The 24,585-nt window shown below is 72.1% G+C and carries 24 protein-coding genes, 3 tRNA genes and 2 pseudogenes; 23 read left to right on the forward strand and 6 right to left on the reverse strand.

Features of this window, described 5'->3' with window-relative positions:
* Window positions 1-208 precede the first annotated feature (208 nt).
* The 10 genes from ACFXB5_RS07895 (at window position 209) to ACFXB5_RS07940 (ending at window position 9,880) form a co-directional block, all read left to right on the forward strand.
* Window positions 209-652 carry a hypothetical protein gene (locus ACFXB5_RS07895; RefSeq protein ID WP_385203879.1) on the forward strand — a complete coding sequence of 148 codons (444 nt, stop codon included), beginning with the start codon at window positions 209-211 and terminating at the stop codon, window positions 650-652.
* Complete coding sequence (locus ACFXB5_RS07900) at window positions 649-1,614, forward strand: NADH-quinone oxidoreductase subunit H (RefSeq protein ID WP_385203880.1); 966 nt, start codon at window positions 649-651, stop codon at window positions 1,612-1,614. The genes ACFXB5_RS07895 and ACFXB5_RS07900 overlap by 4 nt, the downstream gene beginning before the upstream one ends.
* Complete coding sequence (locus ACFXB5_RS07905; RefSeq protein WP_385203883.1) at window positions 1,614-2,255, forward strand: NuoI/complex I 23 kDa subunit family protein; 642 nt, start codon at window positions 1,614-1,616, stop codon at window positions 2,253-2,255. Before ACFXB5_RS07900 ends, ACFXB5_RS07905 begins: the two co-directional genes overlap by 1 nt.
* Complete coding sequence (locus tag ACFXB5_RS07910) at window positions 2,252-2,890, forward strand: NADH-quinone oxidoreductase subunit J (protein ID WP_385203886.1); 639 nt, start codon at window positions 2,252-2,254, stop codon at window positions 2,888-2,890. Before ACFXB5_RS07905 ends, ACFXB5_RS07910 begins: the two co-directional genes overlap by 4 nt.
* The gene (gene nuoK, locus ACFXB5_RS07915) at window positions 2,890-3,291 is read left to right on the forward strand and encodes an NADH-quinone oxidoreductase subunit NuoK (RefSeq protein WP_044571726.1); all 402 of its coding nucleotides are present in this window, start codon (window positions 2,890-2,892) and stop codon (window positions 3,289-3,291) included. The genes ACFXB5_RS07910 and nuoK overlap by 1 nt, the downstream gene beginning before the upstream one ends.
* Window positions 3,288-5,306, forward strand: coding sequence for an NADH-quinone oxidoreductase subunit L (locus tag ACFXB5_RS07920; RefSeq protein WP_385203889.1), 2,019 nt, complete (start codon window positions 3,288-3,290; stop codon window positions 5,304-5,306). The genes nuoK and ACFXB5_RS07920 overlap by 4 nt, the downstream gene beginning before the upstream one ends.
* 3 nt (window positions 5,307-5,309) lie before the next feature.
* On the forward strand, window positions 5,310-6,923 hold the full coding sequence (locus ACFXB5_RS07925) for a NuoM family protein (protein ID WP_385203892.1): 1,614 nt from the start codon (window positions 5,310-5,312) through the stop codon (window positions 6,921-6,923).
* Window positions 6,920-8,479, forward strand: a complete 1,560-nt coding sequence (locus ACFXB5_RS07930; protein WP_385203894.1) for an NADH-quinone oxidoreductase subunit N — start codon at window positions 6,920-6,922, stop codon at window positions 8,477-8,479. The genes ACFXB5_RS07925 and ACFXB5_RS07930 overlap by 4 nt, the downstream gene beginning before the upstream one ends.
* A 145-nt stretch (window positions 8,480-8,624) precedes the next feature.
* Window positions 8,625-9,491, forward strand: a complete 867-nt coding sequence (gene htpX, locus ACFXB5_RS07935) for a zinc metalloprotease HtpX (RefSeq protein ID WP_385203897.1) — start codon at window positions 8,625-8,627, stop codon at window positions 9,489-9,491.
* On the forward strand, window positions 9,488-9,880 hold the full coding sequence (locus tag ACFXB5_RS07940; RefSeq protein ID WP_385203900.1) for a YccF domain-containing protein: 393 nt from the start codon (window positions 9,488-9,490) through the stop codon (window positions 9,878-9,880). The genes htpX and ACFXB5_RS07940 overlap by 4 nt, the downstream gene beginning before the upstream one ends.
* Before the next feature lie 73 nt (window positions 9,881-9,953).
* Here the strand turns inward: ACFXB5_RS07940 and ACFXB5_RS07945 are convergent, their stop codons facing one another.
* On the reverse strand, window positions 9,954-10,442 hold the full coding sequence (locus tag ACFXB5_RS07945; protein ID WP_037963620.1) for a YajQ family cyclic di-GMP-binding protein: 489 nt from the start codon (window positions 10,440-10,442) through the stop codon (window positions 9,954-9,956).
* A gap of 189 nt (window positions 10,443-10,631) precedes the next feature.
* Between ACFXB5_RS07945 and ACFXB5_RS07950 the strand changes: the two genes are divergently transcribed.
* The 4 genes and pseudogenes from ACFXB5_RS07950 (at window position 10,632) to ACFXB5_RS07965 (ending at window position 12,152) form a co-directional block, all read left to right on the forward strand.
* Window positions 10,632-10,713, forward strand: a tRNA-Tyr gene (locus ACFXB5_RS07950).
* Window positions 10,714-10,852: 139 nt separating this feature from the next.
* Window positions 10,853-10,978, forward strand: a pseudogene (locus tag ACFXB5_RS07955) (transcriptional regulator); the annotation flags it as partial.
* 53 nt (window positions 10,979-11,031) lie between these two features.
* Window positions 11,032-11,607, forward strand: a pseudogene (locus ACFXB5_RS07960) (aldo/keto reductase); the annotation flags it as partial.
* 77 nt (window positions 11,608-11,684) lie between these two features.
* Window positions 11,685-12,152 (forward strand): alpha/beta fold hydrolase, encoded by a 468-nt coding sequence (locus ACFXB5_RS07965; protein WP_385204046.1) that lies wholly within the window; start codon window positions 11,685-11,687, stop codon window positions 12,150-12,152.
* A gap of 104 nt (window positions 12,153-12,256) precedes the next feature.
* On the opposite strand, the gene ACFXB5_RS07970 is transcribed toward ACFXB5_RS07965, so the two are convergent.
* Complete coding sequence (locus ACFXB5_RS07970) at window positions 12,257-13,771, reverse strand: glycoside hydrolase family 30 beta sandwich domain-containing protein (protein WP_385203903.1); 1,515 nt, start codon at window positions 13,769-13,771, stop codon at window positions 12,257-12,259.
* Between the two features lie 421 nt (window positions 13,772-14,192).
* Between ACFXB5_RS07970 and ACFXB5_RS07975 the strand changes: the two genes are divergently transcribed.
* The gene (locus ACFXB5_RS07975) at window positions 14,193-14,642 is read left to right on the forward strand and encodes an MscL family protein (RefSeq protein WP_385203905.1); all 450 of its coding nucleotides are present in this window, start codon (window positions 14,193-14,195) and stop codon (window positions 14,640-14,642) included.
* 268 nt (window positions 14,643-14,910) lie between these two features.
* Here the strand turns inward: ACFXB5_RS07975 and ACFXB5_RS07980 are convergent, their stop codons facing one another.
* Window positions 14,911-16,140 (reverse strand): amidohydrolase family protein, encoded by a 1,230-nt coding sequence (locus ACFXB5_RS07980; RefSeq protein ID WP_385203908.1) that lies wholly within the window; start codon window positions 16,138-16,140, stop codon window positions 14,911-14,913.
* A gap of 173 nt (window positions 16,141-16,313) precedes the next feature.
* On the opposite strand from ACFXB5_RS07980, the gene ACFXB5_RS07985 reads away from it, so the two are divergent.
* A complete protein-coding gene (locus tag ACFXB5_RS07985; RefSeq protein ID WP_385203910.1) occupies window positions 16,314-17,159 on the forward strand; it encodes a DUF1206 domain-containing protein in 846 nt (281 codons plus the stop codon).
* Window positions 17,160-17,979: 820 nt separating this feature from the next.
* Window positions 17,980-18,438 (forward strand): DUF3574 domain-containing protein, encoded by a 459-nt coding sequence (locus tag ACFXB5_RS07990; protein ID WP_385203913.1) that lies wholly within the window; start codon window positions 17,980-17,982, stop codon window positions 18,436-18,438.
* Window positions 18,439-18,465: 27 nt separating this feature from the next.
* Here ACFXB5_RS07990 and ACFXB5_RS07995 read toward each other — a convergent pair whose 3' ends face one another.
* Window positions 18,466-19,131 (reverse strand): NAD(P)H-binding protein, encoded by a 666-nt coding sequence (locus ACFXB5_RS07995; RefSeq protein WP_385203917.1) that lies wholly within the window; start codon window positions 19,129-19,131, stop codon window positions 18,466-18,468.
* A 24-nt stretch (window positions 19,132-19,155) separates the two neighbouring features.
* Window positions 19,156-20,436: a hydrolase gene (locus tag ACFXB5_RS08000; RefSeq protein ID WP_385203919.1), complete on the reverse strand. Its 1,281-nt coding sequence runs from the start codon at window positions 20,434-20,436 to the stop codon at window positions 19,156-19,158.
* A 229-nt stretch (window positions 20,437-20,665) separates the two neighbouring features.
* Between ACFXB5_RS08000 and ACFXB5_RS08005 the strand changes: the two genes are divergently transcribed.
* The 6 genes from ACFXB5_RS08005 (at window position 20,666) to ACFXB5_RS08030 (ending at window position 23,328) form a co-directional block, all read left to right on the forward strand.
* Window positions 20,666-20,738 (forward strand) — tRNA-Thr (locus ACFXB5_RS08005).
* 59 nt (window positions 20,739-20,797) lie between these two features.
* Window positions 20,798-20,870, forward strand: a tRNA-Met gene (locus tag ACFXB5_RS08010).
* An 87-nt stretch (window positions 20,871-20,957) separates the two neighbouring features.
* The gene (gene rpmG, locus ACFXB5_RS08015) at window positions 20,958-21,122 is read left to right on the forward strand and encodes a 50S ribosomal protein L33 (RefSeq protein WP_009715907.1); all 165 of its coding nucleotides are present in this window, start codon (window positions 20,958-20,960) and stop codon (window positions 21,120-21,122) included.
* Window positions 21,123-21,206: 84 nt separating this feature from the next.
* Window positions 21,207-21,677 carry a MaoC family dehydratase N-terminal domain-containing protein gene (locus ACFXB5_RS08020; RefSeq protein WP_201851630.1) on the forward strand — a complete coding sequence of 157 codons (471 nt, stop codon included), beginning with the start codon at window positions 21,207-21,209 and terminating at the stop codon, window positions 21,675-21,677.
* Complete coding sequence (locus tag ACFXB5_RS08025; RefSeq protein ID WP_201851632.1) at window positions 21,674-22,108, forward strand: MaoC family dehydratase; 435 nt, start codon at window positions 21,674-21,676, stop codon at window positions 22,106-22,108. The genes ACFXB5_RS08020 and ACFXB5_RS08025 overlap by 4 nt, the downstream gene beginning before the upstream one ends.
* A 164-nt stretch (window positions 22,109-22,272) precedes the next feature.
* Window positions 22,273-23,328 (forward strand): UDP-N-acetylmuramate dehydrogenase, encoded by a 1,056-nt coding sequence (locus ACFXB5_RS08030; protein WP_385203922.1) that lies wholly within the window; start codon window positions 22,273-22,275, stop codon window positions 23,326-23,328.
* Window positions 23,329-23,352: 24 nt separating this feature from the next.
* Here the strand turns inward: ACFXB5_RS08030 and ACFXB5_RS08035 are convergent, their stop codons facing one another.
* Window positions 23,353-24,366, reverse strand: a complete 1,014-nt coding sequence (locus ACFXB5_RS08035) for an adenosine deaminase (RefSeq protein ID WP_201851634.1) — start codon at window positions 24,364-24,366, stop codon at window positions 23,353-23,355.
* Window positions 24,367-24,585 lie beyond the last annotated feature (219 nt).

Here is a 24,585-nt window from a genome sequence, read left to right on the forward strand (position 1 = left end):
GGCTCGGCGTGTGCGCAGTGCGAGCCAGGGCTCGGCGAGCCAGCGTCCGGCGGAAACGGCGGAAACGGCGGAAACGGCGGATGCGGCGGATGCGGCGGGGGAGACCCCCGCCTCTGCGGCCGAGCGCCCGGCCCGGCGTGTGCGCAGTGCGAGCCAGGGTTCCGCGAGCCAGCGTCCGGCGGATGAGGCGGCGGAGACTCCTGCCTCTATGGCTGAAGGCCCGGCCCGGCGCTCCCGCAGCGTGGGCGAGGGCCCGGCGAGTCAGCGTTCGGCGGGTGCGGAGGCCGCGGCCGAAGCCTCGGCCACGGACACGGCCGCCGGTGGGCAGGCGGCGGCCGACGAGCCGACAGCGCCCGACGCCCCGGCCCGCCCGCGGCGCCCCGCGCCGCAGCGCCGCTCTTCCGACGCCCCTTGGCACCATGCGCGCCCCGCGCGGGACGAGGACGCCGAGTCCCCGCGTGAGCCGCAGGCACCGGAACGCGAACCGGAACCGGAAGCGGAGCCCGGGGCGGCCGGAGACGGACCCGGCGCGAAGCCGGAAGCCGAACCCGAACCCGCACCCGCCCCCGGCACCCCAGCCACGTCGGAGGACGTCACCCCGGACGCCACCCCCGACCACGACACCGACGACCAGCCAGGAGGCGCCGCGTGAACGACGTCCTCGACGTCGCGCTGCGACTGCTCGCCCTCCTGCTCGCCTTCCTCGTGCTGCCCCTGGTCGTGGGGCAGACCGAGCACAAGGTCATGGCCCATATGCAGGGCCGCCTCGGGCCGATGTACGCGGGCGGCTTCCACGGATGGGCCCAGCTGGTCGCGGACGGCGTGAAGTTCGCGCAGAAGGAAGACGTCGTACCGGCCGGGGCCGACCGGCGGATCTTCCAGCTCGCGCCCGCCGTCGCCCTGTTGCCGTACCTCCTCGTCCTCGTCGCGATCCCGATCGGCCCGGCCGAGGGCGCGGCCGGCCAGGTCGTGGACGCGGGCATCTTCTTCGTGCTCGCCGTGATGGGCGTCGGGGTGCTGGGTTCGCTGATGGCGGGCTGGGCCTCGGCGAACAAGTTCTCCCTCCTCGGCGGCCTGCGCACGGCCGCCCAGCTCATGGCGTACGAGCTGCCGATGCTGCTCACGGCCGCCTCCGTGGCGATGGCGGCGGGCACGGTCTCGCTGCCCGGCATCCTCGACGCGTTCGAGTGGTGGTGGGTGCCGTGGCAGATCGTCGGCGGGGTGGTGTTCTTCACCGCGGGTCTCGCCGAGCTCCAGCGCCCGCCGTTCGACGCGCCGATCGCCGACTCCGAGATCATCTTCGGTGCGTACACCGAGTACACGGGCCTGCGGTTCGCGCTCTTCCTGCTCGCCGAGTACGCGGGCATCGTCGTCCTGTGCGGGCTGACCACCGTCCTCTTCCTCGGTGGCTGGCACGGTCCGTCCGCCGATGGCCTCGGCTGGCTGTGGACCCTGCTGAAGACGGCCGTCCTCGCCTTCATCGTGATCTGGCTGCGGGTCAGCTATCCGCGGCTGCGCGAGGACCAGCTCCAGCGGTTCGCCTGGACCTGCCTCATTCCGCTCTCACTGGCCCAGATCGCCCTCACCGGCGTCGTCAAGGTGGTGATCTCCTGATGGGCATCCCCGGATCCGGTCTGGCCAAGGGCCTGGCCGTCACCCTCCGCACGATGACCCGGAAGTCGCACACCGCGCAGTATCCGGACGCGCAGCCCGAGCTGCCGCCCCGCACCCGCGGGGTGATCGGGCTGTTCGAGGAGAACTGCACGGTCTGCATGCTGTGCGCCCGCGAATGCCCGGACTGGTGCATCTATATCGACTCGCACAAGGAGACCGTGCCCCCGGCCGCTCCGGGCGGGCGCGAGCGCAGCCGCAATGTGCTGGACCGGTTCGCGATCGACTTCGCGCTGTGCATGTACTGCGGTATCTGCATCGAGGTGTGTCCTTTCGACGCGCTGTTCTGGTCGCCGGAGTTCGAGTACGCGGAGGAGGACATCCGCGATCTCACCCATGAGCGGGACAAGCTCCGCGAGTGGATGTGGACGGTGCCCGCGCCGCCCGCGCTCGACCCGCGCGCCGAGGAGCCCAAGGAGCTCGCCGCCGCCCGTAAGGCCGCCGACAAGCTCGCCGCCGCCGAGGCCGCGCAGGCCGCCGATGCCGCGCAGGCCGAGGCCCAGCGCGGATCCGGCGGGACGACCGACGGCAACGAGAATGGCAACGAGAACGGGACCGAGAACGGGAACGGAGCCGCCTCGTGAGCCCTGCGCTCCACTTGGCCGCCACCGGCCACGGGTTCCTGTCGCCGACCGGAGTCGAGATCGCCTTCCTGCTGGTGGGCATCGCGACCTTCGGCGCGGCCGTCGTCACCGTCACCACCAAACAGCTGGTGCACGCCGCCCTGTGGCTGGTGGTGGCGCTCGGCGGTCTCGCCGTGGAGTACCTCCTGCTCACCGCGGAGTTCATCGCCTGGGTGCAGGTGCTGATCTACGTCGGTTCCGTCGTCGTCCTCCTCCTCTTCGGGCTGATGCTCACCAAGGCGCCCATCGGCCGCTCCCCGGACGCCGATTCGGGCAACCGCCCCGCCGCGCTCGCCGTGGCCGTGGCCGCCGCGGGCGTCCTGGTGTGGGTGGTCGTGGACGCCTTCCGGACCACCTGGATCGAGCTCGACAAGGGCGTGCAGGGCTCCACCGCCGTCTCCGGTGAGAGCCTCTTCCGCCACTGGGTGCTGCCGTTCGAGGCGCTGTCCGTGCTGCTCCTCGCCGCGCTCGTCGGCGCGATCGTCCTCTCCCGCAAGAGCGGCGCCGACAGCGGCCCTGGTGCCGACCACCGCAGCGGCCCCGGAACCGGCCACGACAGTGGCCCACGCGCCGGCCACGGCAAGGAGATGCGCTGATGCACCTCGCCTACCCCGCCGTGCTCGCCGTCCTCCTCTTCTGCACCGGTCTGTACGGCGTCCTCGCCCGCCGCAACGCGATCCTGATGCTGATGTCGGTCGAGCTGATGCTCAACGCCGTCAACCTCAACCTCGTCGCCTTCGACGTCTGGCTCCGCGACACCCTGCACGCGGGCCAGGCGCTGACCCTCTTCACCATCGCCATCGCCGCCGCCGAGATCGGCATCGGGCTCGCCATCGTCCTGCTCGTGTATCGCAACCGCGGCACCTCCGACGTCGACCGGCTGCGGGACCTGGCCGACCCCCCGTCGGCCGGCCAGGACCCGATGGACGACAGCATGGCAGCCCCCACTGACAACGACGCCGACCAGGCACGACGCGCCCGGAGGCAGACCGCGTGACGACCACGACCGCCGCCGTTCTCGTCCCCCTCCTGCCGTTCCTCGGCGCCGTCGCCGGGCTCCTGCTCGGCCGCCGCGCCCCCGGTTTCGTCCGCCCCCTCGCGGTGTTGCCGACCCTCGCCGCGGCCGGGCTCGCCGTGTTCGTCGCCGTACGGCAGGGCGGCGGAGCGGGCGGCGGCACGGCCCCGCTCACCGCCGCGACCCGGCTCGCCGACACCGGCTCGGTCCCCGTCGACCTGGCCCTCCAGATCGACGGCTTCGCCGCCCTGGTCGCGGTCCTCGTCGCCGTCGTCGCCTGCTGTGTGCAGATCTACTCGACCGCCTATCTACGGGACGACTCCCGGTACCCCTCCTACGCCGCGCTCGTCTCCCTCTTCACCGCCGCGATGCTCCTCGTCGTCTACTCCGACGACCTGATCGTGCTGCTCGTCGGCTGGGAGATCATGGGCATCTGCTCGTACTTCCTGGTGGGCCACTACTGGGAGACCGCGGCCGCGCGCTCGGCGTCCCTCAAGGCGTTCCTGGTCACCAAGCTCGGTGACGTCCCGTTCCTGATCGGCATCTTCGCGCTCGCGGGCGACACCGGTACGTTCCGCATCAGCGAGATCCACACCCGGCTGACCTCCGAGACCGCCGGGGTGCCGCTGGACCACCCCACCCTGATCGCGCTGCTGCTGCTGGCCGGGGTCGCGGGCAAGTCCGCGCAGTTCCCGCTGCACACCTGGCTGCCGGACGCGATGGCCGGTCCCACCCCGGTCTCCGCGCTGATCCACGCGGCCACCATGGTCGCCGCCGGTGTCTATGTGGTGGCCCGGCTGCTGCCCGTCTTCGCCTCCTCCGCCGCCGCGCTCGCCGTACTGGCCGCCATGGCGGCCGTGACGATGGTCGGCTCGGCGCTCGCCGCGCTCGCCCAGGACGACATCAAACGCGTCCTCGCCTACTCGACCGTCGGCCAACTCGGCTATATGACGGGCGCGCTGGCCGTCGACGACCGCGGCGCGGCCGTCTTCCACCTCATCACCCACGGCGCGTTCAAGGCGCTGCTCTTCCTCGGCGCGGGCGTGGTGATCCACGCCACGGGCAGCAACTCCCTGGCCGCCATGTCCCGGATGAGCGGCCTCGCCCAGCGCATCCCCGACGCCTTCTGGACGATGACGGTCGCGCTGCTCGCGCTCGCCGCCATCCCGCCCTTCGCGGGCTTCTTCTCCAAGGAGGCCGTCCTCGGCGCGGCCGAGCACGCCGCCACCGGCCACACCTCCGGCGTCCCGGAGGGCGTCGGCTGGACCGTGCTCCTCGCCGGGCTGCTCACCGCGCTCCTGACCGCCGGATACGCGGCCCGGCTGTGGCTGCTCGCCTTCCGCGGCCAGGGCGAGCCCGTCCCCGACCACGGCAAGCAGCCGGTGGCCATGAACGTCGTCCTGTGGGTGCTGTTCCTCCCCACGGCCGCCCTCGGCCTCGCCTACGGCAGGCTGCCCGACTGGTTCGACGGCGAGTCCCTCACCCCGACCCTCACCACGTCCGTCCTCGGCACCGGGCTGGCCCTCGGCGGCGCCCTCGTCATGTACGGCGCCTGGCGGCACAGCTCGGCACGGGCCCGCCGGGTCCCGCTCGGCGCGGTGGCGGCCCACCCCGAGGCCGCCGACGCCGTCTCCGAGGCCGAGGCCATCGCCACCCACGAGGCGGCCTACGGCTCCATCGCGGGCGCCAGCGACCCCGCCGACCCCGGGCGGCTGCTCCTGGGCCCGCTGCACCGCCACGCGGCCGTCGGCTTCCACCTCGACGCCGTCTACAGCGCCCTGTTCATCCGGCCCGTGCGGGCCGCCGCCCGGCTCGTCCACTTCCTCGACCGCGAGGTCGTGGAGACGTACGTACGCGGCGCGGGCGGTGCGCCCCGGCTGCTCGGCGCGGCCGTCCGCCGCGCCCAGACCGGCAATGTGCAGACCTACCTCGGCGCGCTGATCGCGGGCTCGCTCGTCCTGGCCGTGGCCGCCGTCCTCGTCGCAGCGGGAGCCTGACCCGTGAACCACACCGTCCAGCAACTCCTCCTCGCCGCCGTGGTCGTGCTCCCCCTGCTCGGCTCCGTCGCCGCCCTGCTCCCGGCCCCGCCCGGGCTGCGCGGCCGCGGGCCCGACCAGGCCGTCATGCGCCACGGCGTGACCGTCACCGGCGTGGTGCTCGCCGCCGCCATCGCCCTGGCCGCCGGATTCGACCACGACCACCCGGCCAGGATGCAGGCCCAGACCGACATCGGCTGGATCCCGGCGCTGGACATCCGCATCCACCTCGGCGTGGACGGCGTCTCGCTGCCGCTGCTTGTGCTGACCGCGCTGCTGACCTTCCTCAGCGCGCTCTACGCCTACTTCAACCGGCCCTCCGGGCCGTCCCCCAAGGCCTTCGTCGCGCTGCTGCTCCTCCTGGAGTCCGGCACCCTGGCCAGCTTCGCGGTGCTGGACCTGATGCTGTTCTTCCTGGCGTTCGAGATGGTCCTCATCCCGATGTACTTCCTCATCAACCGGTGGGGAGGCGCCGAACGGGAGCGCGCCGCCTGGCGGTTCATCCTCTACACGCTGCTCGGCTCCGTCGTCATGCTGCTCGGCCTCCTCCTCGTCGGGCTCAAGGGCGGCACCTTCGACATGGTGGCACTCGCCACCACTGCGTCTGATAGCGCCTCCGGCGCGGGCGGCGCGAAGCTCAGCCACACCACCCAGCTCATCGCGGCCCTCGCCATCATCGTCGGACTCGCCGTCAAGGCCCCGATGTGGCCGCTGCACAGCTGGCTGCCCGACGCCCACACCGCCGCCCCCACCGTGGGCTCGGTGCTGCTGGCGGGCGTGCTGCTCAAGATGGGCACGTACGGCCTCGTCCGCATCGTGCTGCCGATGACCCCCGACGCGGCCCACACCTACGCGCCCTACCTCGCCGCGTTCGCCGTGGTCGGCATCATCTACGGATCCCTCGCCTGTCTCGCGCTGGCCCGCGCGGGCGCCAAGGGCGACCTCAAGCGGCTGATCGCCTACTCCTCCGTCGGCCATATGGGCTTCGTGCTGCTGGGCATCGCGACCCTCACCCCCACCGGCGTGAACGGCGCGCTCTTCGCCAACATCGCCCACGGCCTGATCACCGGGCTGCTCTTCTTCCTCGTCGGCGCCCTCAAGGACCGCTCCGGCACCACCGACCTCGACCAGCTCTCGGGCACCAGCGGCGCCGCCCTCTACGGCAGGGCGCCACGCCTCGGCGGGCTGCTCGCCTTCGGCGCCGTGGCCTCCCTGGGGCTGCCCGGACTCGCCGGGTTCTGGGGCGAGATGCTCGCCATGTTCGGCGCCTTCGACCCCGCCGACGGGCTCAGCCGCCCGGCATATCTCACCTATATGGCGCTCGCCGCCTTCGGCACCCTGCTCACCGCCGGCTACATGCTCATCGTCGTACGGCGCGTCTGCATGGGCGACCATCCGATCGAGCCCGGCACCGGGACCGAGGCCCAGCGGCCCGCCCTGGCCGACGTCCACGGCCATGAATTCGCCGCCTGGAGCCCCCTGGTGGCCCTCACCGTCCTCGCCGGACTGTGGCCCGCGGCCCTCCTCGGCCTCACCGACCCGGCCGTGCAGCAGCTCCTCGCGGGAGGCACCCGATGACTCCGAACGCCTCGAGCCTCGCCACGAGCCTCGTCCAGTCCGTCGACTGGCTCGCCGTCGCACCGCCCACCATCGCGGCCCTGGCCGGCCTCGCCGTCCTCGTCGCGGACCTCTTCCTGCCCGAGCGCAGGAAGCACCTGCTGGGCTGGGGAGCGATAGCGGGACTGGCCCTGGCCGCGCTCGCCCTGCTGCCGCTGCTGGACGGCGACCGCTCCACCTTCTGCCTGACCAGCGGCGCCCACGCGTGCAGTTATACGGCCGACACGTTCGCGCTCGTCATCCAGTTCCTGGTGCTCGGCGGGGCGCTGCTCACCGCGCTGTTGTCCTTCAGCTCTCTCGACGACCTCAAACTCCCCGCGGGCGAGTTCTGGTTCCTGCTGCTGTCCTCCGCCGCCGGGGCCGCCCTGCTGCCCGCCTCCCGCGATCTGGCCACCTTGGTCATCGCCCTCGAAGTGGCCTCGCTCCCGGCCTTCGCCCTCGTGGGCCTGCGCCGCGGCGACCGCCTCTCCTCCGAGGCCGCGCTGAAGTTCTTCCTCTCCTCGGTCACCGCGACCGCCGTGATGCTGCTCGGCGTCAGCTTCGTCTACGCCGCGACCGGCAGCCTCCACCTGTCCCGGATCGCCGGCGCCCTCACCCATGTCGACCCGCGGCTGGACACGCTCGCCCAGGCGGGCGTCGTGCTCACCCTGGTCGGCTTCGCCTTCAAGACCGCCGCCGTGCCCTTCCACTTCTGGGTGCCCGACACCTACGTCGGCGCGCCGGTGCCCGTCGCGGCGTATCTGTCCGTCGTCGGTAAGGCGGTCGGGTTCTCCGGCCTCATCCTGGTGACCGTCCTCGCCTTCCCCTCGTACGCCGATGTGTGGGGCCCGGCCGTCGCGGTCCTGGCCGCCCTCACCATGACCGCGGGGAACGCCGCGGCGCTGCGCCAGCGCCCGGAGCGCTCCTTCAGCGCCGTACGGCTGCTCGCCTGGTCCTCCGTCGCCCAGGCGGGCTATCTGCTGGTCCCGATCGCCGCGGCCGGTTACGCCGACTCCGGCCAGGACGCGTCCCGCGCCATCGGCTCCACGGTTGCGTACGCCCTGATGTATGCGGTCGTGAACCTCGGCGCCTTCGCCGTGGCCGCCCTGGTGGCCCGTACGAGCCCGGCCAACCGGCTCACCGACTACCGCGGCCTGTACGCGGCCCGCCCGGCCGCCGCCCTGGCCCTCGGCTTCTTCCTGCTGTGCCTGGCCGGGCTGCCCCCGGGCGTCATCGGCCTCTTCGCCAAGGTGACCGTCTTCTCGGCGGCCGTGGACGCGGGGCTGGGCTGGCTCGCGGTGGTGATGGCGCTGAACGTGGTGGTGGCGCTGTACTACTACCTCCAGTGGACGACGGTGCTGTTCCGCGCCCCGGAGCCCGCCGCGGAGTCGGAGCCCGTGCCCGCCGCAGGGCCAGCCGTCACCCGCTCCCGCGCCGTCCCCCTTACGGCCGCCATCGCCCTCACCGCGGCCGCCGGCATCGCCCTCTCCGGCGCCCCGCAACTCGTCCTCCGGTTCGCCTCGAGCACCCTGCTGTAGGCACCCCCGCGGGCCCGCGGGGGTGCGCCCATGTGCACAAGGGAACTGGTGCCCTTCGCCTGGCGTTGACTTTTTCAGGAGGGTCCACTGGAAGGTGGAGACACCAGGCAAAGCGTTCCCCTGCGGCACATCGGGAGGGCACACCGTGCACCGCCGGCACAACGGGCTGAAGACCGCCGTACTCCTCGGTGGTCTGTCCGCGCTCATCATCGTCATCGGCAGCCTCTTCGGCCGTACCGGACTGATCATCGCGGTGATCGTCGCACTCGGGACCAACGCGTACGCCTACTGGAACAGTGACAAGCTGGCCCTGCGCGCGATGCGCGCCCGCCCCGTCAGCGAGTTCGAGGCACCAGGGCTGTACCGGATGGTGCGTGAGCTCTCCACGGCCGCGCGCCAGCCGATGCCCCGGCTCTACATCTCCCCGACCGAGGCCCCCAACGCCTTCGCCACCGGCCGCAACCCCCGTAACGCGGCGGTCTGCTGCACCGACGGCATCCTGCGGCTGCTGGACGAGCGCGAGCTGCGCGGGGTCATCGGCCATGAACTCAGCCATGTCTACAACCGCGACATCCTGATCTCCTCGATCGCGGGCGCGCTCGCCAGCGTCGTGATGTTCCTGGTGAACTTCGCCTGGCTGATCCCCATGGGCCGGTCCGACGACGACGATGGCCCCGGCTTCCTCGGCATGCTGCTGATCATGCTCCTGGGCCCGCTCGCGGCCGCCATCATCCAGCTCGCCGTGAGCCGCTCCCGCGAGTACGAGGCGGACGCCTCCGGCGCCCAGCTCACCGGCGACCCCCTGGCCCTCGCCAGCGCCCTGCGCAAGCTGGAAGCGGGCACCACGCAGCTTCCGCTGCCGCCCGAGCCCCGCCTGGAGACCGCCAGCCACCTGATGATCGCCAACCCTTTCCGCGCCGGTGAGGGTATGGCCAAGCTCTTCTCCACCCACCCACCCATGCGGGAGCGCATCGCCCGCCTCGAGCAGATGGCAGGAGGCCGCCGACCGTGAAAACCCTCCTGAACCTGATCTGGCTGATCTTCTCCGGCATCTGGATGGCGATCCTCTATCTCCTCGCCGGGGTCCTGCTCTGCGTCACGATCATCGGCATCCCCCTCGCGATCGCCTCCTGGCGCATCGCCGGCTTCGCCCTGTGGCCCTTCGGCCGCACCGTCGTCCCCCGCCGCGACGCCGGAGCACCCTCCTGCGTCGGCAATGTCCTGTGGCTCATCCTCGCGGGCTGGTGGCTGGCGCTCGGCCACCTCGTGACCGGCGTCGCCCTCTGCCTCACGATCATCGGCATCCCCCTGGGCCTGGCCAACTTCAAGCTCATCCCGATCTCGCTGGCCCCCCTGGGCCACGAAATCGTCCCCACCGACCAGCCCTTCGCCCACCGCTGACCCAGGGCGCCGACAACACCAGGGGCGGCACGGCCATGCCGCACCGCCCCTGCCGTACCGGTCCGGGCGCCGCCTACCGGTAGTTGACGAACTGCACCGCGAAGTCCAGGTCCTTGCCCTTGATCAGGGCGATCACGGCCTGCAGATCGTCCCGGCTCTTGGACGTCACCCGCAGCTCCTCGCCCTGCACCTGCGCCTTGACACCCTTGGGCCCCTCATCGCGGATGATCTTGGCGACCTTCTTCGCGTTCTCCTGCGAGATCCCCTCCTGCAGCGAGGCGAAGATCTTGTACTCCTTGCCCGACGCCTGCGGCTCGCCCGCGTCCAGGGCCTTCAGCGAGATCCCCCGCTTGACCAGCTTGGACTGGAAGACGTCGAGGATCGCCTTGACCCGCTCCTCGGAGTTGGCTCGCATCTCGATCCGCTCGCCCGACCACGCGATCGAGGCGCCGACGTTCTTGAAGTCGTAACGCTGGGAGATCTCGCGGCTCGCCTGGTTCAGAGCGTTGTCGACCTCCTGCCGCTCGACCTTCGAGACGATGTCGAAACTGGAGTCGGCCATCTTGAGTTGGCTCCTCGTACGTAGATCCGTCAGTGGCACGGCCCAGCGGACCGCTCCGGCCAGCCTAGCGATCTCGGCCATGATCGAGCGGCGATCAACCGGGTGGCGAAGCACCCCTGCACATCAGGTATTGTTTACGTCGTTGCCAGGGAGCAGCACCGCGAGAGCGGGGCACCTGGCCACATCCCAGGCGGTGTGCCCGAGTGGCCAATGGGAGCGGACTGTAAATCCGTCGGCTTAGCCTACCCAGGTTCGAATCCTGGCGCCGCCACACGTGGGAAACGGCCCCTGAACTGCGGAAACGCGGTCAGGGGCCGTTCTCGTCCCGGGACGCCGGATTCGGTTGCCGCACCCGGGTGGGTGCACCGCACCCACGCCCTGATGCAGGGGACCGATTTAGCGTGATGGGCATGGCAAGCGACAACGAGCTCGGTGACTACCTGCGTGCTCGCCGAGCGGTGATCACACCGCGGGGCGTCGGGCTGCCCGACGCCGGGGACCGGCGGGTGCCGGGGCTGCGGCGGGACGAGGTGGCGCGTCCGCGTGGTGCGCCGGGGCCGTCGAACTCGGCGTGCAGCTGATCGACACCGTGGACTCCTACGGCCCTCACGTCAGCGAGGAGATCATCCGGCAGGCGATCCCCCCCTACCCCGATGACGTGCTCATCGCGACGAAGGCCGGGCTGACCCGCAACGGCCCGGACACGATGGAGACCCGCGAGGGGCTGGTGCGCCTCGGCCCGAAGGCGTGGCCGCCGGTCGGGCGCCCGGAGTACCTGCGCCAGCAGGCCCTGATGAGCCTGCGCAGGCTCGGCCTGGACCACGTCGACCTGTTCCAGCTGCACCGCGTCGACCCGAAGGTTCCGCTGGAGGACCAGGCCGGTGAGTTGAAGAGGCTCCAGGACGAGGGCAAGGTCGTCGCGATCGGCCTGTCCCAGGTCAGCGTCGACCAGATCGAGCGGGCTCGTACGATCGCCGAGATCGCCACCGTCCAGAACCGCTACAACCTCACCGACCGCGGCTCCGCCGATGTCCTGGACTACTGCACCCGCCATGACATCGGCTTCATCCCCTGGGCGCCGGTGGCCGCGGGCGAGCTCGCCCGTCCCGGCGGCCCGGTCGACCGGACCGCGGCCGCCCACGGCGCCAGTCCGTCCCCTGTGGCGCTGGCCTGGCTGCTCGCCCGCTCCGAGGTCGTGCTGCCCGTACCGGGCACCTCCAAGCCCGGCCCACCGACCGCACCATGTGGGACGCACACCTCCCGCGGCTCGCCGGGGCGGGCGTGCGGGCCATCGCCCTGGACCTGCCCGGCCACGGCGACGCGCTCGTGCCCGACCGCCGCGAGGTGGCCCCCTGGCCGGACGTGCTCGACACGCTCAGCCGCCTCGGGGCCGACCGCTTCGTCCTGGCCGGGAACTCGCTCGGCGCCCTGGTGGCGCTCCAAGCCGCCGTCACGGCATCCGAGCGGGTGGAGGGCCTGGTCCTGGTCGGGTACCGGCCCCATGACCAGCCCGCCGCACGGGCCCGGCGGCGCTGCGCACGCTCACCATCCCCGCCCTGGTCGGTGTCGGCGAACACGACATGCCCGACTTCTACGAAGGCGGCGAGGGCCTGGCCCGTGACCTCGACGCGGGCCGGAGGACCGTCGTCATCCCCGGCGTCGGCCACTTCGCGCCGCTGGAACAGCCCGCGGCGTTCTGCGCCCTGCTGATGGACTTCGTCCGCCGCCTCCCGTAGCGGTCGTCGCCCGCACACGGCCGGCGGCGCGGTCAGGGGCCATTGCCCTGCGAGCGGGTCCGGGTACCGGCGCCGCGCTTACGACTGGTTGCCGGTCCAGGTGAAGGTGGCGGAGGCCCCGGCGGGGAGCTGGTAGGTGAAGGACTGGTTGCCCCAGTTGGCCTTCAGCGTCTGCTGGCCGCCGGTGTCGTTGTAGGCGATCAGCGCCTTGGAGCCGTCAGGGTTCTTCCAGGCCACGTTCGGGACCGTCGAGCTGGCGGTGGAGTCGATGCGGCGGGCGCCCGGCTTCACGAACTTCGTGAGGTGGCCCATCGTGTAGTACTCGACGGTGTAGTCGACCTTGCCGCTCTGGCTGTCGCCGTTGTGCACGGTGACCAGGCCGGTGCAGGTGGAGCAGCCGCCGTTGTGGGGGCCCTTGTTCTGGTCGACCGCGAGGCTCCACTTGATCCAGCTCTTGCCCCAGTTGCGGGTGTAGTCGATCAGGTTGTGCATGTCCTCTTTCTGCTGGTTGGCGATCCAGGTGCCACCGGAGTGTTCGGTGTCGAAGGCGTCCACGCTGGGGTACTGGTTGTGGACGGTCGTCTGCTGGCGGACGTCGCCGCCGTAGCCGTGCCAGGCGATGCCGCCGAAGTTGGGGTGGTTGCGGATGGCGGTGTCGTCCACGACGGGCGCGCCGTAGCCCGACCACTGGTCCCAGTTCCAGTCGAGGGCGAGCACCTTGGTGTTCAGGCCCGCGTTCGCCAGCTTGGGCAGCAGCTCGCTCTTGGTGAAGTAGTTGAGTCCGGAGCCGTTCCACTGCATCGACGGGTAGCCGCCGCAGCAGGTGGGCTCGTTCTGCACGGTCACGTAGTCGATCGGCACCCCGCGGTTCTTGTACTCCTGGAGGTACTTCACGAAGTAGTTCGCGTAGGTGCCGTAGTACTGCCCCTCCAGCCAACCCTGGTTGAGCTGGTCGTTGTCCTTCATCCAGGCGGGGGCGGTCCACGGCGAGGCCATGACCTTCAGGGCCGGGTTGAGCTGTTTGGCCCGCTGGGTCAGTGGCAGGACGTCGGCCAGGTCGTGGTTGATCGAGAATCTGGTGAGGCCGGGGTCGGTCTGTCCGGCCGGTACGTCGTCGAAGGTGTAGCCGAAGCGGGCGAGGTCGGAGGCGCCCATCGGGTTGCGCAGGAAGCTCACGCCGATGCCGTCGGTGGGGGAGAAGAGCTTGCGCATCACCTCGTCGCGGGTGCCCTGGCTCAGCGCGCCGCTGCTGTTGAACAGCCATGCCGCGGTGTCCGTGAACGATGCGCCGGCGCCCGAGAACTCCTGGTATGTCCGGGACTCGTCGACCGTGACATTGCCCCCGCCGCCAGTCGCGAACGTGATGGGCGTCTGCCGCTCCAGGCCCTTGACGACGGTGCGGCCGTCGGAGCCGGAGGTGGTGGTCAGGTAGACGTTGACGGTCTCGCCCGCCGAGGCCGAGCCGGTGTGGGCCACCTGGGCGCCCGCTGGAGAAGTCAGCCAGGGGCCGACGGCCACGGCGACCGCAGCGAGGGCGCCCACCAGGGTGGAGCGGGGCGTGAGAGGTCTTGTCATAGGCCTGACAGATCTCATAAGTGTCGATGCCTTCCTGTGCGGACAGGAACGGCCGGTGCGGTCACGGCCGTGAGGGGGAAAGAGCGAGCCCGGTGACCGGCGTGTTCACGGCCACCTCGCGCCGGAGCACCGGTGTTGTCACGGTGTTCGGTGACTAAATGATTCAAGGCCCGACGAAGAGCGTCAATCCTCGCGGCAGGGCTTATTTCATTGCATGGCTTAAGTTATTCGGGAAGCCGTCCGTCGAGAGTGGTCCCGCGCCCGAGGGCGCTGCCCCGGAGTGCGCGTCACGGTCCGTGGACCGTCGGCCTTCCGCTCGCGTGCGCGCGCGGGGGGGTCTGCCGCCGTACGGGCGGCCGTCCGCCGTGGCGTACCCCGGGCTCCGTAAGAGCGCTCCTAGGGTGGTGATTCCCCCGTATCAGGACAGAGAGGGCGGATCGTGCTCAGGGGCTTCAAGAACTTCCTCATGCGCGGTGATGTCATCGTTGTCGCCGTCGGCCTGGTCACAGCGCTGGCGTTCTCGACGCTGATCAAGGCGTTCACCGACTCCGTGATCAACCCGGTCATCGCCCGGCTCCAGGGCGGCAAATCGGTCGGGCTCGGCTGGCAGCTCGGCGCTCAGGGGAACACCTCGACCTACCTCAACATCGGGTCGTTCATCTCCGCCCTGATCTACTTCATCATCTTCATGGCGGTCATCTACTTCCTGATCGTCGTGCCGTACAAGTACACCCAGCGCCGCTGCGGCGCGGAGGTCTTCGGGGAGCCGGGCCCGCTCAAGACCTGCCCGGAGTGCCTCGCCGAGGACATCCCCGAGGCGGCGCGCAAGTGCCGCTACTGCGCCTCGACCCAGCCGCGCACGAGCGGCGGCGCCGCACCGTCCGCCTGACCCCGCACCGTCCGCCTGGCCCCGCGCCGTCCGCCTGGCCCCGCGCCCGTCCGGGGCCGCGGTATTCCTTCGCCCGCAGTGCCCTGGCGTCGCCGGGCCGGCGTAAGCGCGACGGCCCCTGGGCGCGGTGGCGCGGCCAGGGACCGTCGGCGTTCGGGCAGCCGGCGCCCCACGATGTTCCCGTGATACTTGTCGCCGTACCAGTAGCACATGTTCGACGTGCAGTCGGCATCCGCACTCTTACGCCACGACACGACGTCCGGCTCGCCTACGTCCGTCGCAGCCCCCGGTCGAGGTCCAGCTCCAGCATGCGGATCGCGTTGCCGCGGAGGATCTTGTACGTGGTCTCGGGGGAGAGGTCGGCCACATGCTCGGCGGCGATGCGGCGGGTGTGCGGCCAGGTGGAGTCGACGTGGGGGTAGTCGGTCTCGAAGGTGGCGTTGTCCACGCCGACCGTGTCCAGCGAGGCGACCCCGTGCTTGTCGCGGAAGAAGCAGCAGAAGATCTGCCGGTAGTAGTACGTGGACGGCGGCTCGGGGATGAGGTCGCGGACGCCGCCCCAGGCCCGGTGCTCCTCCCAGACGTCGTCGGCGCGCTCCAGGGCGTAGGGGATCCAGCCCATCTGGCCCTCGGCGTAGGCCAGCTTCAGGCGCGGGAAGGAGACCAGGACGCCGCTGAAGAGGAAGTCCATCATCGACGCCATGGCGTTGTTGAAGCTCAGCGCGGCCTGGACGGCCGGCGGGGCGTCGGGGGAGGCGGCGGGCATCTGGGAGGAGGAGCCGATGTGCATGCACACGACCGTCCCCGTGGCCTCGCACTCGGCGAAGAACGGGTCCCAGTAGCCGCTGTGGATGCTGGGGAGCCCGAGGTAGGTGGGGATCTCGCTGAAGGTCACCGCGCGGACGCCGCGGGCCGCGTTGCGGCGGATCTCCTGCACGGCGAGGTCGACGTCCCACAGGGGGATCAGACAGAGCGGGATGAGGCGGCCGCCGCTGTCGCCGCACCACTCCTCGACCATCCAGTCGTTGTACGCGCGGACGCACGCCAGCCCGACCTCCTTGTCCTTCGCCTCGGCGAAGGTCTGGCCGCAGAAGCGGGGGAAGGTCGGGAAGCACAGTGACGCCTCGACATGGTTGAGGTCCATGTCGGCGAGCCGGTCCTTGGGGTCCCAGCAGCCGCGGCGCATCTGCTCGCGGGTGATGCCGTCGAGGGTCATCTCGTCGCGGGAGAAGCCGACGGCGGCGATGATCCGCTTGTAGGGGAAGAGGTCGCCCTCGTAAGTCCACCAGTCGGTCAGCTGGCCGTCCGGGTCGGTGGTGAACTTGTACTTGCCGCCGATGTAGGCAAGTTCGCCGATCCCGGCCGTAAGGGGCTTGGGGCCGCGGTCCCGGTACTTGGCCGGGAGCCAGGTCTCGAAGAGGTGCGCGGGCTCGATCACATGGTCATCGACGCTGATGACCAGGGGCAGCTCGGTGGTGCCGTTCGTCTCGCCGGTCATCTCGCCATCTCTCCCCGGTCTCCTCGTGGTGGTTCCTGTCCGTCCCTGCGATCTGACGGTTCGTCAGATTCAGTGGCGGCAGCGTAGGGCGGATCGCTTCAACCAACAAGAGAAAGTCCCGTTTCCGCATGTACGTCCAGGGCAAACGATGAGCGACAACTGGGGAGGAAACGGTGAACGCATCGTCGATCGCACGCGGATTGGGTTCGGCAACGCGCACCCGCACCCCGCGCCAGGCGGGCACCCGGGCCATCGAGGCGGCGGCCCGCTGGGGGCTGGCCACCCGGGGCGTGCTCTATCTGCTCATCGGCGTCCTGGCGCTGCGCATCGCCTCGGGCGACCACGGCGAACAGGCCGACCGGGGCGGGGCGCTCCAGATCCTCGCCAAGCAGCCGTTCGGCGCGGCGCTGGTCTGGGCGGTCGGCATCGGGCTGGCCTGCATGGCGCTGTGGCGGCTGTCCGAGGCGGTCTTCGGGGCCGCGGGGCCGGACGGGGGCGCGGCACGGAAGCGGCTGGCGGGGGCGGCCCGCGCGGTCTTCTACGGCGTCATCGCGTACTCGGTGCTCTCCTTCGCCACCGGCGAGCAGGGCAGCGGCTCCAGCGACCGGCAGTCGAAGGACGTGACGGCCCGCGCGCTCGACCTGCCGTACGGCCGGTGGCTGGTCGCCGCCGCCGGGACCGCGGTGGCCGTGGCGGGGGTGTGGATCGCGGTACGGGCCATCCGGCGCGGCTTCCGCAAGCACCTCAAGACGGGCGCGATGTCCCGGCGGACGCGGCGGGCCGTGGAGGCGCTCGGGATCTGTGGCGGGGTGGCCCGCGGGGCGGTGTTCGCGGTGGCGGGCGGCTTCGCGCTCACGGCGGCGGTGCGCTACGACCCGGACAAGGTGAAGGGCATCGACGACACCCTGCGGACCTTCGCCGGAACGGCGGCGGGGCCCTGGCTGCTGATCGCGGTGGCGCTGGGGCTGGCGCTCTTCGGGGTGTTCTCGTTCGCGATGGCCCGGTGGCGCAGGGTCTGAACGACGTCCTGGGCCGGGTGGTCCCGGGTCGGGCCGCTGCCGTCTGACACCGGGTCGGGCCTGCCCCGGCGCCTCGCGCGGATGCGCCCGGTGCCCCGCACCTCGCGCGGTTGCGCCCGGCGCCTCGCACGGATGCGGCCCGCGCGGTTGCGCCTCGCGCCTCGCGCGGATGCGCCCGGTGCCCCGCACGGATGCGGCCCGCGCGGTTGCGCCCGGCGCCTCGCACGGATGCGGCCCGCGCGGTTGCGCCTCGCGCCTCGCACGGATGCGGCCGGCGCCCCGCACGGATGCGGCCCGCGCGGTTGCGCCCGGCGCCTCGCACGGATGCGGCCTGCGCCTAGCGCCTCGGGCGAATGCGGCCCGCGCGGTTGCGGCCTGCGCCTCGCATGGAAGTGCCCCGCACCTCGCGCGGATGCGGCCCGCGCCTCGCGCCTCGCACGGATGCGGCCTGCGCCCGGCGCCTCGCGCGGATGCGGCCCGCGCGGTTGCGGCCTGCGCCTCGCATGGAAGTGCCCCGCACCTCGCACGGATGCGGCCTGCGCCTAGCGCCTCGGGCGGATGCGGCCCGCGCGGTTGCGGCCTGCGCCTCGCATGGAAGTGCCCCGCACCTCGCGCGGATGCGGCCCGCGCCTCGCGCCTTGCGCGGATGTGCCCGGCGCCTCGGGCGGATGCGGCCCGCGCGGTTGCGGCCTGCGCCTCGCATGGAAGTGCCCCGCACCTCGCGCGGATGCGGCCCGCGCCTCGCGCCTCGCACGGATGTGCACCGTAAGGCGCCCTTCCCGAGGGTCCCCGGCGCCGGGACGATCGGACGATGCCGACCATGAAGCCACGCGTCCGTCTCGCCGCCGTCGGGGCGGCCTTCGCCCTCGCCGCCGCCACTCCCGTCGCCGCGTACGCCGCGCTGGACGATCCGCCCGCCGCGGCGGCCTCCGGCGCCGTGGGCCGGGGCAAGCCGTACGTCGAGACCCGGCTCTTCTTCGGCACCGAGCGCCCCGACGGCGGGCCGCCCGTCACCGAGAAGCAGTTCCTGGCCTTCGTGGACCGGCGGATCACCCCGCGCTTCCCCGCCGGTCTGACGATCCACGACGGCCGGGGGCAGTGGCGGGACCAGAACGGGACGATCGAGCGGGAGCGCTCGTACGAGGTGGTCCTGCTCTACCCGGCGTCCGAGGCGGGGACGCAGGACCCGCGGATCGAACGGATCCGGACGGCGTACGAGCGCCAGTACGCCCAGGAGTCCGTGGCCCGGGCCGACGCCCCGGCCCGGGTGGACTTCTGAGCGTTCGGGTCGTGCCGGCCCGGCCCCTCACCTCCGCTCGGCGACCGCCCTCACCGCGTCCGCCACCGCCGTGTCGCCGTTGATCAGCTCCAGCGTGCGGCCCGCTGTACGGGGCTCGTCCAGGAGGGCGACCAGGACCGCGGCCACATCGTCGCGGGTGATCTCGGCGCGGCCGGTGTGTTCGGCCAGTTTCACCCGGCCCGTGCCCGGGTCGTTCGTCAGCCGGCCCGGGCGCAGCACGGTCCAGTCGAGGCCGTCCCGGGCGCGGATGTCGTCGTCCGCAGCGGCCTTGGCGCGCAGATAGGCGGCGAAGACCGGGTCGGTGTCCGGCGGCGGCTCATGGGAGGCGCCCATCGAGGAGACGATCAGGAACCGCCGGGCCCCGGCCCGTTCGGCCGCGTCCGCGAAGAGCACCGCGGACCGGTGGTCGACGGTGTCCTTACGGGCGACACCGCTGCCGGGGCCCGCTCCGGCCGCGAAGACGGCCGCGTCCGCGTCCTCCAGATGCTTGACCACGTCCTCCAGCGAGGCCGACTCCAGGTCGCAGACGACCGGTTCGGTGCCCGACGCCAGCAGGTCGCCCGCCTGTTCGGGCTTGCGGACGATGCCCGCCACTTCGTCTCCGCGCGCGGTGAGCAGCCGCTCCAGCCGCAGCGCGATCTGTCCATGTCCACCAGCGATGACAATGCGCATGATCCCGACCGTACGCCGTGCGGCCTACTGTTGCTCGCCGCCGCTCTGCGGCCGCGCCTGCCGGGGCAGATCCAGCGCCGTCGCGGCCGCCGAGTCGCAGTACTCCCGCACCGCGCTGGTACGCGCCACCACCCGCCCCCGGTGCACCACGACCCTGCTGTACGCGAGCGAGAGCACCCCCGCGAGGCCGTCCCCGCGCACCGCGAGCAGCTCCGCCGGGAACCCGGCCTCCACCCGCACCTCGGCGAGCCCCATCGCGGCCCGCGCCCGCGCGCACACCGCCTCGTACGCCTCCTCGGGCCGCAACTCGCCCCGGGACGCCAGCAGAAAGGCGGCCTCCAGGGGATCGCCGCGCCCCACGGGGTTCACCGCGTCCCGCAGCGCCCCGCTGCCCGCGGCCACCCGGACGCCCGCGGCGCGCAGCAGCCGCACCGGCGCGCAGGCGCGGATGCGCGCTCCCCGCATGCCCTGGTGCTCCAGCCCGGCACAGTCGCCCTGGGGGAGGCAGACGACGGTCACCCCGGCCGCCGCCAGCCGCTCGGCGACTCTCCCCGCCATCTCCGCGGGCAGCCGGGACAGCCCGCCACAGGGGCCGATGGTGACGCCCGGCCGCAGGCCCCCGGCCATCGCCGCGAGCCGGGCGAGGCGGGCCGGGTCGTCACTGTCCGTATGCAGATCGACGGCGCACCCGTGGCGGGCGGCGAGGTCGAGGACGGCCTCGGCGTGGCCGGTCGGGTCCGGGTCGAGGTCGGGGCAGCCGCCGATGACCGACGCGCCCATCCCCACCGCGTCCCGCAGCATCGCCAGACCGTCCGCCCCGGCGGTGCCGGTCAGCACCCGGGGCACCGCCACCGCGCTCAGCTCCGTGAGCCCGCGCAGCGCCCGGCCGGCCTCCAGGACCGCGTCCAGGGAGCGCAGTCCGTGCACCCCGCCGATGCGGACATGGGTGCGCAGCGCCGTCGCGCCGTGGCCGAGCTGGAGCAGGGCGGCCTCGACGGTGCGGCGCTGGACGTCCCCGGGGGCGTACGGGACCGGCCCCGCGATGTCGGCCGTAAGGGCGGTGTCGCAGTGGGCGTGGGGTTCGGCGGGGGCGGGCAGCAGCAGATAGCCGCCGAGGTCCAGCCGGGTGCCGGGGGCGAGGCTGCCCGCCGTGCCCACGGCCTCGATCCGCCCGCCGCTGAGCCGGACGTCCACGGTGCGCCCGTCGGCGAGCCGGACGCCGCCGAGCACCAGGGCGGTGGGCTCGTCGGGGGCCGCTCCGCCGTTCCTGGGCGGCTGTTGCGGCTGCTGCTGGCTCTCGGGCATCGCGCTCCTGGGATTCGCGCCGGGCACGCGACGGGTGACGCGCCGGGCACGCGTCGGAGTGCGTGCGCAGCCAAGATCACGCGGGTGCGAAGCGAAGCCTAGGACGAGGTGGGGGCGGCCTCGTGGAGGAGCCGAATAGTCGTACCGGTGTGGTGCATGAGTCCAGGGTGACGAGGGGCCGATACGGATTTCACCTTCGGCGGCCGACCGTGTAATGTCTTCATCGCTCGCCCCAATAGCTCAGTCGGCAGAGCGTCTCCATGGTAAGGAGAAGGTCTACGGTTCGATTCCGTATTGGGGCTCTGATGTGTGAGGCTTCTCGTTCCGCTACGCTGGTTGAGCGGGGAGTCACTCGCATCACAGCGGTGTAGCTCAGTCGGTAGAGCAAGCGGCTCATAATCGCTGTGTCACCGGTTCAAGTCCGGTCACCGCTACTGACAGTAGCCGATTGTGGGGTCGGTCCTTCGATCGGCTACTCTTTCTGCGTTAATCCCCTAGCCTGTTCGTCAAGGAGCACTCACGTGGCTGCCACCGACGTCCGCCCGAAGATCACGCTGGCCTGCGTGGAGTGCAAGGAGCGGAACTACATCACCAAGAAGAACCGGCGCAACGACCCGGATCGTCTTGAGATCAAGAAGCACTGCCCGCGTTGCAACGCGCACACCGCGCACCGTGAGACGCGATAGCAATAAACTCTCATTCGAGGCCGCCCCCACTCGCGGGGGGCGGCCTCGTTTCGTTGGTAATTCAATCGCAGGAGGTGTGCGCCGATGGCGCTCGACCAGTCCTTCGTGGGGCGGACCTACCCGCCCACCGCCGCGTACGAGGTCGGCCGGGAGAAGATCCGGGAATTCGCCGAGTCCCTCGGTGACACCAATCCGGTCTACACCGACCCCGGGGCGGCCCGGGACCTCGGCTACCCCGATGTGATCGCCCCGCCGACGTTCATCTTCACGATCACCTTCAAGGCGGCCGGGAAGCAGGTTGTCGAGGACCCCCAGCTGGGACTGGATTACAGCCGGGTGGTCCACGGCGACCAGCGGTTCGAGTACACCCGCCCGGTCCGCGCGGGGGACCGCCTGAGGGTCACCTCGATCATCGACTCGATCAAGTCGCTGGCCGGGAACGACATCCTGTCCGTCCGCGGCGAGGTCCACGACGAGGCGGGTGATCATGTAGCGACGTCGTTCACGACGCTGGTGGCCCGCGCCGCTGACGCAGAGGTGGAGGAGAGCAGATGACGGCCAAGATCTCGTATGACGCCGTGGAGGTCGGCACCGAGGTGCCGACGCGCGAGTTCCGGGTGAACCGCGCCGACCTCGTGCGCTACGCGGGCGCGTCGGGCGACTTCAACCCGATCCACTGGAACGAGAAGTTCGCCAGAGAGGTCGGTCTCCCCGACGTCATCGCGCACGGCGCCTACACCATGGCCCAGGCGGCCCGGGTGGTGACCGAGTGGGCCGGCGACCCCGGCGCCCTCGTCGAGTACGGCGTCCGCTTCACCCGGCCGGTCGTGGTCCCCAACGACGACAAGGGCGCGGTCATCGAGATCGGCGCCAAGGTGACCGCCAAGCTGGACGACGAGGCCCGTACGGTGCGCCTCGACATCACGGCGACCAGCGCCGGCCAGAAGGTGCTGGGCCGGGCCCGCGCCGTGGTACGGCTCGTCTGAGCCCTCGACCGCGCCCGATGCGGCCCCCGGGCGGATGAGAGCACGCCGGAGCGCGTGCGGCCCGTCCGAGCCCCTTACGGCCCGCAGGCCCGCCGGCCCCGGACTCCCCACACCGGGGGCGGCCGCCCCAGGAGCCCAGGGGGCGCCCCCGTACTCTTGAGCGCGTGCAGGAACTCCACGACGCCCCTCTCGCGCCCCTCACCACCTTCCGTCTCGGCGGACCGGCCAACCGGCTGCTCACGGCCACGACCGACGACGAGGTCGTCGCCGCGGTCCGGGCGGCCGACGCGGCCGGGACCCCACTGCTGGTGATCGGCGGCGGGAGCAATCTGGTCATCGCCGACAAGGGCTTCGACGGCACCGCCCTGCACATCGCCACCAGCGGCTTCACGCTCGACGGCACCCGCTTGGAGCTCGCCGCGGGCGAGAACTGGTCGGCCGCCGTGGCCCGCACGGTCCAGGCGGGGCTCGCGGGCATCGAATGCCTCGCCGGAATCCCCGGCTCCGCGGGCGCGACGCCGATACAGAACGTCGGCGCCTACGGCCAGGAGGTCTCCGCCACGATCACCGAGGTGATCGCCTACGACCGCCGCGCCGACGAGGTCGTCACGATCCCGAACGCCGACTGCGCCTTCTCCTACCGCCACAGCCGCTTCAAGGCCGACCCCGACCGCCATGTGGTGCTCCGGGTCCGCTTCGAGCTGGAGGACGCGGGCGGGCTCTCCGCACCCGTCCGGTACGCCGAGACCGCGCGGGTGCTCGGCGTCGAGGTGGGGGACCGGGTGCCGGCCGCCGTCGCCCGCGAGACCGTCCTGGGGCTGCGCGCGGGCAAGGGCATGGTGCTCGACCCCGAGGACCACGACACCTGGTCCGCGGGGTCGTTCTTCACCAACCCGGTGCTCGACCAGGACGCCCACGCCGCCTTCCTGGCCCGCGTCGCCGAACGCCTGGGCCCGGACATCGCGCCACCCGCCTTCCCGGCGGGCGACGGCCTGATCAAGACCTCCGCGGCCTGGCTGATCGACAGGGCGGGCTTCACCAAGGGCTACGGCACCGGCCCGGCCCGGATCTCCACCAAGCACACGCTCGCCCTCACCAACCGGGGCCGGGCCACGACCGAGGACCTGCTGGCGCTGGCCCGCGAGGTGGTGGCCGGGGTCGAGGAGGCGTTCGGGATCCGGCTGGTCAACGAGCCGGTGACGGTCGGCGTGAGCCTCTGACCCAACCTGCTCACATGAGTAGGTTCAGCCCGCCAGCCAGTCGTCGATCTCCGCCAGCATCCGCCGCCGGACCTCCTCCGGCGCGGCCGAGCCGCGCACCGACTGACGTGCCAGCTCGGCCAGTTCGGCGTCCGTGAAGCCGTGGTGCTCGCGCACCAGCTCGTACTGCGCCGCCAGCCGCGAGCCGAAGAGCAGCGGGTCGTCCGCCCCGAGCGCCATCGGCACCCCCGCGTCGTACAGCGTGCGCAGCGGGACGTCCTCCGGCTTCTCGTAGACGCCGAGCGCCACGTTGGACGACGGGCACACCTCGCAGGTCACCTGGCGCTCGGCGAGCTTGGCGAGCAGCCGCGGGTCCTCCGCCGCGCGCACCCCGTGGCCGACCCGGGCCGCGCCGAGGTCGTCCAGGCAGTCCCGCACGCTGCCGGGGCCCGACAGCTCGCCGCCGTGCGGCGCCGCCAGCAGCCCGCCCTCCCGGGCGATGGCGAAGGCCCGGTCGAAGTCGCGGGCGAATCCGCGCCGTTCGTCGTTGGAGAGACCGAAGCCGACGACGCCGCGGTCCGCGTAGCGCACCGCGAGCCGGGCGAGGGTGCGGGCCTCCAGCGGATGCTTCATGCGGTTGGCGGCGACCAGGACCCTGATCCCCAGCCCGGTGTCCGCGGAGGCGCTCTCGACGGCGTCCAGGATGACTTCCATAGCCGGGATCAGCCCGCCCAGCCGCGGGGCGTACGAGGTGGGGTCGACCTGGATCTCCAGCCACTGGGCCCCGTCCCGCACGTCCTCCTGGGCCGCCTCGCGCACCAGCCGCCGGATGTCGTCGGCCTCCCGCAGGCAGGAGCGTGCGATGTCGTACAGCCGCTGGAAGCGGAACCAGCCGCGCTCATCGGTGGCGCGCAGCTTCGGAGGCTCACCGCCGCTCAGTGCCTCGGGGAGATGGACGCCGTACTTGTCGGCGAGTTCGAGGAGGGTCGCGGGGCGCATGGAGCCGGTGAAGTGAAGATGCAGATGCGCTTTGGGGAGCAGGAGTACATCGCGTGCCATCTGCAGATACTGCCGCACGTCCGGACCCGCCGGTACCGCTTTCCCCGAACGGGGAGGCGCGCGCATGCGGAACGGGGGGGGCAACCCCCCCCCCCGCCCCCCGCCCGGGGGGTGGCCGGGCCCCCGGGCGCCAGGGGCTCGGTGCGGGCGCGATCGGCTCGGAGAGGGCGCGACCGGCTCAGCGGAACTGCCGGTCCGGGCCGCCGGTGTCCCGCTCGA

The organism is Streptomyces sp. NPDC059455, assembly GCF_042750115.1.
Classification (GTDB): Bacteria; Actinomycetota; Actinomycetes; order Streptomycetales; family Streptomycetaceae; genus Streptomyces; species Streptomyces endocoffeicus.